General features: G+C 65.2%; 11 protein-coding genes and 1 pseudogene. 6 read left to right on the top strand and 6 right to left on the bottom strand.

Features of this window, described 5'->3' with window-relative positions:
• Positions 1-202: pseudogene (locus tag H290_RS0126270) on the bottom strand (hypothetical protein); the annotation flags it as partial.
• A gap of 116 nt (positions 203-318) precedes the next feature.
• Positions 319-801 (bottom strand): limonene-1,2-epoxide hydrolase family protein, encoded by a 483-nt coding sequence (locus H290_RS0126265; protein WP_020109847.1) that lies wholly within the window; start codon positions 799-801, stop codon positions 319-321.
• A 228-nt stretch (positions 802-1,029) separates the two neighbouring features.
• Here H290_RS0126265 and H290_RS0126260 point away from each other — a divergent pair, with 228 nt between their 5' ends.
• On the top strand, positions 1,030-1,650 hold the full coding sequence (locus H290_RS0126260) for a 50S ribosomal protein L25/general stress protein Ctc (RefSeq protein WP_020109846.1): 621 nt from the start codon (positions 1,030-1,032) through the stop codon (positions 1,648-1,650).
• A gap of 3 nt (positions 1,651-1,653) precedes the next feature.
• Here the strand turns inward: H290_RS0126260 and H290_RS29865 are convergent, their stop codons facing one another.
• Positions 1,654-2,634: a DMT family transporter gene (locus H290_RS29865; protein WP_020109845.1), complete on the bottom strand. Its 981-nt coding sequence runs from the start codon at positions 2,632-2,634 to the stop codon at positions 1,654-1,656.
• 81 nt (positions 2,635-2,715) lie between these two features.
• Between H290_RS29865 and H290_RS0126250 the strand changes: the two genes are divergently transcribed.
• The 5 genes from H290_RS0126250 (at position 2,716) to H290_RS0126230 (ending at position 7,450) form a co-directional block, all read left to right on the top strand.
• Positions 2,716-3,321, top strand: coding sequence for a TetR/AcrR family transcriptional regulator (locus tag H290_RS0126250; protein WP_020109844.1), 606 nt, complete (start codon positions 2,716-2,718; stop codon positions 3,319-3,321).
• Complete coding sequence (gene pth / locus H290_RS0126245) at positions 3,318-3,893, top strand: aminoacyl-tRNA hydrolase (protein WP_020109843.1); 576 nt, start codon at positions 3,318-3,320, stop codon at positions 3,891-3,893. The genes H290_RS0126250 and pth overlap by 4 nt, the downstream gene beginning before the upstream one ends.
• Before the next feature lie 97 nt (positions 3,894-3,990).
• Entirely contained in the window at positions 3,991-5,007 is a 1,017-nt protein-coding gene (locus tag H290_RS0126240; protein WP_020109842.1) for a beta-ketoacyl-ACP synthase III, read from the top strand.
• 215 nt (positions 5,008-5,222) lie between these two features.
• Positions 5,223-6,809: a peptide chain release factor 3 gene (locus H290_RS0126235; protein WP_255327778.1), complete on the top strand. Its 1,587-nt coding sequence runs from the start codon at positions 5,223-5,225 to the stop codon at positions 6,807-6,809.
• Positions 6,809-7,450, top strand: a complete 642-nt coding sequence (locus H290_RS0126230; RefSeq protein ID WP_020109840.1) for a hypothetical protein — start codon at positions 6,809-6,811, stop codon at positions 7,448-7,450. The genes H290_RS0126235 and H290_RS0126230 overlap by 1 nt, the downstream gene beginning before the upstream one ends.
• 28 nt (positions 7,451-7,478) lie before the next feature.
• Here the strand turns inward: H290_RS0126230 and H290_RS0126225 are convergent, their stop codons facing one another.
• From H290_RS0126225 to H290_RS0126215, 3 genes are read right to left on the bottom strand one after another with little or no spacing between them, the layout of a single operon-like run.
• Positions 7,479-9,530: a neutral/alkaline ceramidase gene (locus H290_RS0126225; RefSeq protein ID WP_036520365.1), complete on the bottom strand. Its 2,052-nt coding sequence runs from the start codon at positions 9,528-9,530 to the stop codon at positions 7,479-7,481.
• A gap of 22 nt (positions 9,531-9,552) precedes the next feature.
• Positions 9,553-10,866, bottom strand: a complete 1,314-nt coding sequence (locus H290_RS0126220; protein ID WP_020109838.1) for a D-arabinono-1,4-lactone oxidase — start codon at positions 10,864-10,866, stop codon at positions 9,553-9,555.
• Positions 10,863-12,092 (bottom strand): alanine racemase, encoded by a 1,230-nt coding sequence (locus H290_RS0126215; protein ID WP_036520400.1) that lies wholly within the window; start codon positions 12,090-12,092, stop codon positions 10,863-10,865. The genes H290_RS0126220 and H290_RS0126215 overlap by 4 nt, the downstream gene beginning before the upstream one ends.
• Positions 12,093-12,135: the final 43 nt, after the last annotated feature.

Here is a 12,135-nt window from a genome sequence, read left to right as displayed (position 1 = left end):
CACCGGACTCGCGGGCCTGTAACCACTCTCGCACGGTCGCCCGGGTCAGGCTGTATTCACGCATCAACCGGGTCTTGGCGCCGCGCTGCACCGCTAGGTCCCAGCGTTGCAGGAACTCAATCCGGAACGCGACCGGGAACGAACGATAACCCTTCGCTGACCTCCCTATCGGCACATCGATCGGGGTATTCAACAAATCCATTGCACACTCCATCCCCACCACCCTTACCACTCCTGGTGTCTTACAACCAGGGTGGCAGGGAGGGTGCAACGTGTGGAAATGACTGAAGCGGGTGGTTCTGCGTTTGTCGCCTGAGGTTACTTCGCAGACGGCTTCGGCAGCGGCTTCTGAATCCGCGGAAACGCGATCGCGACCAGACCCCGCAGCGACCCCTTCAACACGTCGACCATGTCGAAGTAGTCACGCCACACCGTGATCAGTCCGCCCTCGACCTCGAATCGACCGCAGACCCAGAACTGCGCCCGGAACCTGCCGAGTGAGAGTTCGTCGATGCGTTCGGTCATCACGACCTGTCCATCGGAGGTGATGTTGACCCACTTCACCCCGAAACCCATGTGCGTCTTGGCCATCGACGACAGCATGCCGGCAAGGCGCTTCTTGCCGCGCATGAAGCTATAGCCGACGTTCGCGTACTCGATGTCCGGATCGACCAGCGCCAACGCCGATAGATGGTCGTCCAACGCCCACGCGTCGAGAAAACTCCGGACCGTGTCCGACGGCGTGATTGCCACCGGTGTGTTCCCCGCCTGCGTGATTTCTGCTTCTGTGTTCCCCGTCATGCCGCCCGAGGGTACTCGGCACCGTACGACACCGCCGGAGAAACAGCAGGTAGAACGACCGAATCGGGAATTCTGCGCAGCTGCGGTATAGTTTGCGCCGTTGTCTCGGCGAGGGTGACCCAGGGTCACCGTAATCGGCGCGGCGTAGTTCTCCCTCTTGGGTGCACTGTGGCTGTCCTCGGTAACTTGTCGGGCCCGAACCCAGTTACCCGATCGAGGAGTCATCTCATGGCAACCGCCAATGTCGCCAGCACGCTTGCTGTCACCGTCCGCACCGAAAAAGGCAAGGGTGCCGCTCGTCGTGCGCGCCGCGCCGGCAACGTCCCCGCCGTTCTGTACGGCCACGGCGCCGACCCCCAGCACCTGAGCGTCCCGGCCCGCGAGTTCGCAGCCATCCTGCGTAACAACGGCCTCAACGCCATCATCGAACTCGACATCGAGGGCGAGAAGCAGCTTGCGCTGCCCAAGCAGGTCGACGTTCATCCGATCCGCAACTACATCGAGCACACCGACTTCGTCATCATCCGCAAGGGCGAGAAGGTCACCGTCGAGGTCGCGATCCTGGTCGAGGGCGAGGCCGTCTCCGGCAGCCTGGTCACCAACGACGCCAGCGTCATCGAGATCGAGGCCGACGCACTGTCGATCCCCGAGCACCTCACCGTGTCGGTCGAGGGTGCCCAGACCGGCACCACCATCACCGCCGGCGACATCGAGCTGCCCGAGGGTGTCACCCTGATCTCGGACCCCGAGACCCTGATCGTTGCCATCAACGAGGCACAGAAGGCCGACACCGAGTCGGACACCGACGCGCCGGCAGAATCTGCTGAGGAAGCTCCCGCAGCAGAGTAGGGATCAGTCCCCCACACGCTGTACCAGCTCCGGCCCGCACACTTCGGTGTCGCGGGCCGGAGTTTTTTCTGTGCCCAGCTGTTTCGCCATCGGTCCGGTCCGCGCCGATGTCCCGACCAGTTTGATCGCCACTCCGAGCGCGCTCACCACCACTCCGACGATCTCCCAGTGCCCGATCGCATCACCGAACATCGGCCAGGCGATCAGCATTGTCGTGGGCGGCACCAGCAACAGCAGGGTGCTCACGTGCATCGGACCGGCCTCACGATTGACCCACATATAGGCGCCCCATCCGCCGAAGGTCGACAACGCGACAACCCAGAGCAGCGAGCCGGCGAAGTCGATTGTCAGCGGCGGAACCACGTCGCCCACCATCACATTCACGGTCCAGAAGAACACCGCGCCTACCCCGCACTGGATGGCCAGCGCCACCGCCAGCGGCTCGGGTGCATTCAGCTTCCGTTGCGCCAGCGTCCCACTGACCAGTGCCGACATCCCGAACATGCACAGTAGATAAGCCCACCACGGCGCTCCACCGGCCGTCAGCTTTCCGCCGACGACGATCCCGACGCCCACAATCCCGACAACGAGTCCACACCACTCACGACTGCCGATCCGCTCCCCGAGTATCGGCAAGGCTGCGGCCGCGACCACCAGCGGCTGCAGTGAACAGATCAGCGCGGTGATCCCGGCGCTGAGGCCGGCCTGGACAGCGGCGCCGATCGCACCGAGATACATCCCCTGCATCACCACACCCAACGCGACCTGTCGCGCGACCCCGTGCCGGGTCATGCGAAATCGGTCGGGCTCCGCTGCTCTTGTCGACCGAACCTGCTGGACCGCACAGAACCCGGCCAGCAGTGCCGCGGCGAGGACAAAGCGGCAGCCGAGCAACATATGCCACGACGAATGCCTGGACGCGAGTTCGGCACCGAGGTATCCCGAACTCCACAGGAGCACCAGCAGGATGGATGCTTTGATCATGCAGCCAGGTAAACACACCGGTCGGTATACTTGCAGTATATTTTCGACCGCACGTTGCCCCAACCGATCGAGAGGACACCGATGAGTCCCGTCGCCGCACTACGAGTGCCGATCGAGGCGCCGATGACGCCGGCCGCCGATCGCATCCTGACCGCCGCCGCGGCCCTGTTCTACAGCCGTGGGATCCACGCCGTCGGAGTCGAATCGATCGCTGAGTCTGCCGGTACCACCAAGAAGACGATCTACGACCGCTTCGGGTCCAAGGACGGACTGATCGTCGCGTATCTGCGCCGCCGGAGCCTGCAGTGGAGATCGTTTGTGCTCGACCGCACCGCTGCGCAGAGCCCCGGACGTGAACAGGCGCTGGCGGTATTCGATGCCACCGACCAATGGATGGACTCGTGGGTGCGTGGCTGCGGATTCATCAACGCCTACGCCGAACTCGGCGGCACCGAGCATCCCGGTGTCGCGGTGATCATCGAGGAGAAGACATGGGTGCGCGAGCTGTTCGAACACATCTGCACTGCAGGCGAATACGACGATCCGCACTTCCTGGCCGGACAACTGACACTGCTCCACGAGGGCAGCATCGTGACCCGGACAGCAGGAGCCCAGAGCGACGCATCGACGCTCGCGCGCCGGACCGCCGAGGCACTGCTGACACCGGATGACAGAATGGCCCGGTGACAGATCCCATCGTGATTGTCGGGCTGGGCAATCCCGGCAGCCGCTATGAGAAGACCCGCCACAATGTGGGCGCGATGGCTGTCGACCATCTGGCCGGCAAGATCGGCGAGAAGTTCAAGGCCCACAAGAAGTCCGGTGCAGCCGTGGCCGTCGGCCGGCTGGCCGGTCACCAGGTTGTCCTGGCCAAGCCCACCTGTTTCATGAACGAGTCCGGACGTCAGGTCGGACCACTCGCTGCCTTCTATTCCGCCGCACCGCAGTCGCTGATCGTGGTGCACGACGAACTCGACATCGACTTCGGTGCGGTCCGGCTCAAACGTGGCGGCGGCGAGGGCGGCCACAACGGGTTGCGGTCGATCTCCCAGGTCATCGGCACCAAGGATTACCTGCGGGTTCGTCTCGGTGTCGGTCGTCCGCCGGGTCGTCAGGACCCCGCCGACTTCGTCCTGAAACCCTTCGCGACCACCGAACGGGCCGAAGTGCCCCTCCTTCTCGAAAACGCGGCGGATGCCATCGAGTTGCTGATTGAGTACAGCCTCGAGGACGCACAGAACCGCGTTCATGCCTGGTGAGGTGGCTTCCGTCATCGACATCGGGCTGAACTAGCCTGTATGAGCACCACCAGCCGGCTGATACACAGATCAAGGCCGCCCTGAAAAGAGGAATCCAATGCCAGTCATCGCTGACCAGACCGGAATCAACAACGTCGGGATACTCGGCATCGGCGCCTACCGACCGGATCGCGTGGTCACCAACGAGGAGATCTGCGAACACATCGATTCCAGCGATGAGTGGATCTACACCCGCACCGGCATCAAGACCCGCCGCTTCTGTGGACCCGGCGAGTCCGTCACCACGATGGCGATCGACTCGGGTCGCAAGGCCATCGCCAACGCGCTGCTCAGCGGCTCGGACATCGACGCGGTGATCGTTGCGACCAACACGCACCTGCTCCTGACCCCGGGCGCGGCCACCGCCGTCGCCACCGCACTCGGCGCCAACGGCGTCCCGGCCTTCGACGTGACAGTGGGTTGCGCCGGCTTCGGATACGCCATGGGCATCGGCTCGGACATGATCCGTGCCGGCAGCGCCTCGAGCGTGCTGGTCATCGGCTCGGAGCAGCTCTCGGTCGCCCTCGACATGACCGATCGCGGCAACTGCTTCATCTTCGGCGACGGTGCGGGCGCAGTGGTGCTCGGCGCCGCCAAGGAGCAGGGTGTCGGCCCGGTCGTCTGGGGCAGCGACGGTTCGCAGTACGACGCCATCCGCCAGGACATCGACTGGCTGACCTTCCTCGAAGGCGACCGCGTGCAGCGCCCCTACCTGCGCATGGAGGGCACGAGCGTCTTCCGCTGGGCCGCGTTCGAGATGGGCAAGGCCGGGCAGCGCGCGCTCGACGCCGCCAAGATCGACGCGCAGGAACTCGACGTATTCGTGCCGCACCAGGCCAACTCCCGTATCAACGACCTGCTGGCGCGCGGCCTCAAACTGCGCGAAGGCGCGGTTGTCGCCAACGACATCGAGCACACCGGCAACACCTCGGCGGCATCGATCCCGCTGGCGATGGAGGACCTGCTGTCGACCGGTAAGGCCAAGCCCGGTGACACCGCCCTCCTTCTCGGCTACGGCGCCGGCCTGAGCTACGCCGCCCAGGTGGTCAAGCTCCCGCCCGTCCCCTTCGAGTAGCCACCACACCACCCCGCCCCCGTCCCTCCGCCGAGCGTGCCGACATCACCGCCGACCGTGCCTCAAACACCGTCGAGTGTGCCAATCGGCTCGGTCGGCGGAGATGGCCGGGAAGTGGCGATTGGTCCTGCATAGGGCGAGGTCTGTAACCTTTCCACGTGAGTTCTGAAGCCAGCACGTCGTCCGGTACCGGTTCCGCACCAGTTCGGGCCACGGTGGCGCGCGAGGTGGCGCGTCGCCGCACCTTTGCGATCATCTCCCACCCCGACGCCGGTAAGTCCACGATGACCGAGGCACTGGCTCTGCATGCCCGGATGATCAGCGAGGCGGGCGCCATTCACGGCAAGGCCGGACGCCGCTCCACCGTCTCCGACTGGATGGAGATGGAGAAGGCTCGCGGCATCTCGGTGAGTTCGACCGCGCTGCAGTTCAACTACCGCCTCGAAGGCGATGACGTGGTCAACGTGATCAACCTCGTCGACACTCCCGGCCACGCCGACTTCTCCGAGGACACCTACCGCGTCCTGACGGCCGTCGATGCCGCCGTCATGCTGATCGACGCCGCGAAGGGCCTCGAACCGCAGACGCTCAAGCTGTTCCAGGTCTGTCGACACCGGGGCATCCCGATCATCACCATCATCAACAAGTGGGACCGTCCGGGCCAGACACCACTCGAACTGATCGACGAGATCACCGAGCGCATCGGCCTGACCCCCACCCCGCTGTACTTCCCGGTCGGTATCGCCGGCGACTTCCGGGGACTGCTCGACCGCCGCACCGGTGAGTACATCCGCTTCACCCGCACCGCCGGTGGTGCCACCATCGCACCCGAAGAACGCCTGAGCCCCGACGCCGCACTGGCGAAAGAGGGCGACGAATGGACCACCGCGGTCGAGGAGAGCGAACTCCTCACCGCGATGGGTCAGGACCACGATCAGGAAATGTTCCTCGCCGGACAGACCTCCCCGATGATCTTCGCCTCGGCGATGCTCAATTTCGGTGTGCGGCAGCTTCTTTCAACCCTGGTGGAGCTCGCTCCCCCGCCCGAGGGCCGCACCGCGATCGACGACACCGTCCGCGAGGTCACCGACCCGTTCAGCGCGGTCGTGTTCAAGGTGCAGGCCGGCATGGACTCGTCGCACCGAGATCGCCTGGCCTACATGCGCATCGTCTCCGGTGAGTTCGAACGTGGGATGGTCGTCACGCACGCCCAGACCGGTAAACCCTTCGCCACCAAGTACGCGCAGGCGGTGTTCGGCCGCGACCGCTCGACCGTCGACACCGCGTATCCCGGCGATGTGGTCGGCCTGGTCAACGCCATGGCGCTGGCTCCCGGCGACACGCTGTTCACCGACGTCAAGGTGCAGTACCCACCGATCCCGTCGTTTGCTCCCGAACACTTCTCGATCTGCCGGGCCGACTCGGCGGGTAAGTACAAGCAGTTCCGCAAGGCCATCGATCAGCTCGATTCCGAAGGTGTTGTGCAGGTGCTGCGCAACGAGATTCGCGGAGACGCCGCCCCGGTGCTCGCAGCGGTCGGCCCGATGCAGTTCGAGGTCGTGACGGCCCGGATGAAAACCGAGTTCGGGGTCGATGCCCGGTTCGAGCCCCTGCCCTACACGTTGGCCCGCCGCACCGATGAGACCAGCGTCGACGAATTGAACCGGCAGCGTGGTGTCGAGGTCTTCACTCGCAGCGACGGCGCGTTGCTGGCTCTGGTCAGCGACAAGTGGCGCCTGCAGTACATCGAGAAGGAACACGCCGACCTCACCCTCGAACCGTTGGTGGCGGCAGCAGATTGATGCGCCGGTCGGTTGCCGTCCTCACCGCCGGCATTGTCAGTTGTGCGGCGGCACTGGCCGGTTGCGGCACTGCGGCCGAACCTTCGGACGACGCGTCAGCACCGCCATCGACCAGCTCAGTGGCCCCGACATCAACGGTGAGCGCCAGTGTCGCGCAAGCCCGATGCGAGGAGTCACCACCCGGCGGGCCGGTCGAACACAGTCTGCAGGACTTCGCCTTCGGCTCCGGCTCGGCGACGGTTTCCTTGGCACTGCCAGGACAGGACTCCCACTGCTACAGCTATCCACGGTGGGGCAACCTTGATCCCGCCGTCCCTATCGACAGTCTGTTGTTCCTGTTCAAAGGCCCCGGCTCAGACGGCGTGACCATCGAGATGCTGGTCGGCGACCTCACCCAGCAGACGGACGTCAACGCCCGGGTGACGGTGGCGATCGACGGAACCACCTACCAGGGCGAGGGCTGCAGTGTGGAACTGACCGCGCTGTCGAGCGCCGGTGTCTCCGGTGCGTTCTCCTGCCCCACCACAACCGCGGTGTTCGGCAATCCCTTTGCCCCGCTGGACGACCCCGAGCCCGAACCGCCCACCTCGGCACCCCTGGCGACGGCCACGGTGTCGGGATGGTTCACCGCCGCGCCCTGACAACTCGCAGCCTGAAAAGGTCTGCGGCTCAGGTGTTGACGTCAAACGCGGCGGAGGTGCCGGTGAATCCGTGGATCTTTCCGGCACCGGTGCGATGATCGCCGTAGTACAGGAGCCGGTAACGCCCCGCCGTTCCGGCATCGGTGTTCCACACAATGGTGATCACCGAGGTATCCAGACCTCCCGGTGGCCGCGACCAATGCAATTCCGTCGACCACGCGTTGTCGTCGAGAATGCGCTGCCACTGTCCGTCGATCCACTGTTCGACCGCGACGTAGGTGTCTGCGCGGCGCAGGTTGTTGTTCGGATGCGCCCCGACGAAGTCGACCGAAACCGTCTCACCGGCGCGGTATCCGGAGTTCGGCGCCTTGAGTACGTCCCCGTACTGATGGCCGGCGATTGGCGCATCCGGTGGGGGCGCCGGCACCAGGTCCGGTTGGAATCCCGACTTGTTCAGCGGCGCCGGACCACGGGCCGGCACGGTTCCCGAGGCCAATGCTCCGGCCAGTTTGTCGAAGCTCTGCATGTACGCCGGCAGCGTCCACCGCCCGAACTGGGTTTCACCACCTTCATACTGTTGTGCCACATACTCTTCGGGTGTTGTGACGTACTGGCTGTATCCGTTGGAGAAACCCTGCAACAGGACGTTGTCGATCGGCACCCGCAGCGACCCCGCCACGATCTGCCGCACCCGCAGCCCCGAGACGATCGTGAACTCCGCCGGCGCAGCAGCAAGCACCAGATCGCCGATACGCATGATCTGGATCGGCATCACCTGCGGGATCCACGGCGCCGGCGGCAGCAGCCCCAGAGGTGCGACGATCAGCTTGGGCGTCTGCACGTCTCGAATCCAGGGTGAAATCGGGGCATCGAGCCCGCCCAACGCAGCGACCAACGGGTTGACCTGCCCCTCATAGAAGAACGGCAATGGCTGCTCGAAATTGTCCTCGGTGCTCGTCGCCGCCGCACCGGCACCCATCATCGCCGGCGACGTCCGGGCCGGCTTCCCGTCGGGTGTGTAGGAACCGTCGATCGCGACATCGGAGAAGTCCACGTACGAGATCACCGAATCCACACCAGCCCGCGCCATACCCGATGCATTCGCGTACGCGTCCCGTCCGGCTTGGTACTGGCGTTCACCGATGATCGCGCAGTTGGCCCGGTTGTCCTTGGTCGGCCCCGACGGTGAGAACGGAACCAGATCCAGATTGGGTGTCATGTCCCCCGCGTTGGTCTGCGGAAATGCCGCCACCACACCCGGTTCGTCGAGTTCCCATCGGTGGCTCGCATAACCCTTGTTGTCGACGGTGATCAGCCTGTTGTGATCGGCCATCGACGTGCCGTGGGTGGAAAACCAGGTGATGACACCGATGTCGCTGCCGCCCTGGCTGAGTCGAAGCACCGTGACCGCCGGGTCGATCCCTCCGGGGAAAGCCCGTTTGTCCGGGTCGGGGTTCAGGTCGAAGGCCGATCGGGATCGTTGCGCGCTGGCGTTGTGGAGTTCGCCGCGGCCCAGGCTGATCGTCCCGGGGCCCAGCGATTCGTGCGCCCGGCAGATGGCGTCGAATATCCCATCGACCTCGGCCTGATACGAGTTCTTCTTGAATCCGAACGCGGCCAGGGAATACGCGTAGTCCCAGGCCGTCCCGCCGCAGGAATTGTGATTGTGTGTGGCGTTGAGGTTGACGTTCGACTCGGTGTAGAGCGCACCGAACCGGGACTTCAGCTGTGCCAGCACGCCGAAGTGGATCGACTCGAACAGGCAGGCCGAATCGGCCGTGACGAAGACGACCCGGTTGCCCGTGGAGTTGTCGACGATGATGTAAGCCCTTGCCCAGTAACGCATATGGAGCCCCTCGGCAACCTGCGAAGGTTGCGAATAGCCCATCATCCCCTGCCCCGCGACGGCTCCGGTCATATCGGCCCGCCCGGCGCCCACCAGATATCCGCCGGCCGGATCGGCGCCGGCCGCACCGGGCCCGGTCGCGGCGAATGTTCCGCCTACCCCCGCGACAACCGTGCCTGCCGCCATGGTGCCGAGCATCTGACGCCTCGACAGCTGTGGTCCAACACCGTTCATGCCCACCCCTTTTGGTTCCCTGCTAGTCGCCCCTGCCGAGCACAGACGCCAGATATGGATTCTCGAAGACTCCGTCTGGATCGAGTTCTCGTCGTACCGCGAGGAATTCATCGAATCTCGGGTACACCGATCGGAGATATGCACGGTCTCGCGTGTGCATCTTCCCCCAATGTGGCCGACCGCCGTGGGCGACCATGATCTGTTCGACCTCGTCGAAGTAACTGTCCTGCGCGTCGCCGTGGTATCGATGGACCGCGATGTAGCCGCTCGTGCGGCCGGCCGCTGTCGACAACATCAGATCGTCGGCTGCGGCCGCACGGACCTCGATCGGGAAGCTGATCCGGTATCGCTGCTTCTCGATCAGCCGGCGGATCTCACCGAGTGCAGCTGGAACCCGCTCGAGTGGAACCGCGTATTCCATCTCCCGGAACCGCACGGTGCGCGACGACACGAACACCTTTGTCGAGCTGTCTGTGTACGTTCGCGGCGACAGGACATTGCCCGCAAGGGAATTCAACTTCGGTACCACTGCCGGGAACCGGGCACCGAGCGCGCACGTCCCCCGGAACAGCTGATTGCTGATCAGTTCGTCATCGATGTAGCGCCGCAGGCTCCCCGGGCCTGATCGCGGTGTCTCCACCGGTACCCGGGTGTTGGATTTGGTCAGCGCATGTCCCGTGTGCGGAAACCAGAAGAACTCGTAGTGGTCATGGGTTTCGACATTGTGGAGGAACGACTCGATGACCTCGTCGACCCGCTCCGGACGCTCCTGGGCCCTCAGGGAAAACGCCGGAACACACTGCAGCGTGATCTCGGTGACCACGCCGAGCGCACCGAGCCCCAGCGCGGTCGCCGCCAGCAGCCTCGACCGCTCCGGCCCTACCGTCAGCAGTTCACCGGTACCCGTCACCAGCTTCAACCCGACGATCTGGGTACTGAGCCCACCGAATCCCAGCCCGGTTCCGTGTGTTCCCGTGGCAGTCGCGCCAGAGATCGTCTGCGCATCGACATCCCCGAGGTTGGGCATCGCCAACCCATGCGGCGCAAGGAGTTCCGGGATCTGATGCAATGTTGTTCCGGCCCGCAGCGCCACCTGCCCGGCAGCGGCATCGACCGCGACCAGTCCGCGCATCGCGGACATGTCGACCTGGACACCCGGTGCCACTGCGACCGCGCTGAAGCTGTGACCCGACCCGACCGGTTTGACCGTGGTCCCGAGCTCGCGTGCCTCGACGATCAACGCCGCGACCTCCTGCGCATCGCGTGGCGCGGCCACACGCTGTGGCGTCACGGATTCCGTGCCGCCCCAATTGCGCCACACCGGCGGGCCGCTCACAAAAACTGCTTGCCTTCGCCGCGATAGCTCGGCAGTTCACCGACCACCGCACCCTGATCGACCACGAGGATGGTGTTGACGTGCTCACTCAGTTCCCCGGACTTCGTGTGCCGCAACCACACCCGGTCCCCTACCGACATCGTGTGCGCAGACTTGCCCCGCAGCGGCGTCTGGACCTCACCGGCGGCCTCGCGGCTGAGGTAGCTCAGGCCCGGCGGCCACGTCGGCAGCGGCAACCGGTCCGCACCCGGCGGACCCGACGCGATCCAACCGCCGCCGTGGCAGGTGACGATTCCGCGGGCCGGTATCCGGACCACCGACAGGCCGAAGGTCATCGCCGGGGCCGGTTTGAAGTGCGCGTAGCAGTCGAAGAGGTGACCGCCGAAGAACCCGCTGCCGGCCGCGATGTCGGTCACCGACGCGTCGGCAGCCGTGGCTTCGATCGATCCGGTGCCGCCGGCGTTGACGAACTCGAGATCGGCGATCTGCCCGAGTGCGGCAACCACGTCTGCCCGGCGGGTGATCAGTTCGTCCATCGAACGCCGCTGGATGTCGTTGATGACATTGTTACGCAGTCGTTTTCCGTCGACCTCATTGCCGACTCCGGCCACCTGCGCCTCATAGGACATCAACCCGACCAGTGTCATCCCGGGCCGATTGACGATCGCGGTGGCCAGGCAGACCGCGTCGGCGACGGTCCGGATCGGAGATCTGCGAACGCCGACGTGCCCGAGTAGTGGGGCCCGGTACGAGGCATCGAGGTCGATGGCGATCCGCACCGGACCGCCCGCCCCGGACACCGCGGACTCGATGAGGTCGAGTTGCTCGACCGAGTCGACGAGGAGCGTGACCCGCTCTGCGGCAACGGGATCGGCCGCCAGGCAGGATATCGCGTGCCGACTGGTACTGGGGTAGCCGACGAGCACATCGCGGACGTTGCCGGCGGTGGCCAGCCAATGTGCTTCTGCCACATCGTAGGCGAGCACACCGGCGAACCCGTCCACCGCGAGGATCTGCTCGATGACAGACCTGACCCGGAGTGACTTCGACGCCACCCGGATCGGTACCCCGCCGGCCCGCGAACGGAGATCGGCCACATTGTGGCGTAGTGCGGTCAGCTCCAGGACCGCGACCGGACCATCCGGGTCACCATGGTCCCGAACGGCCTTGTCTATTGCGCCCCAATAACATTCGGGGTCGGCCGACCAGGGCCAATCAGGGCGCATCGCCGATGCGGCCAGGTCGAGGTCGGTCACGGAGAGGTCCGGA

The sequence above is a fragment of the Nocardia sp. 348MFTsu5.1 genome, assembly GCF_000383535.1.
Taxonomy (GTDB): domain Bacteria; phylum Actinomycetota; class Actinomycetes; order Mycobacteriales; family Mycobacteriaceae; genus Williamsia; species Williamsia faeni.
Note: the sequence above shows the minus strand (reverse complement) of the source record. Positions and strands in the feature narration are given on the sequence as shown.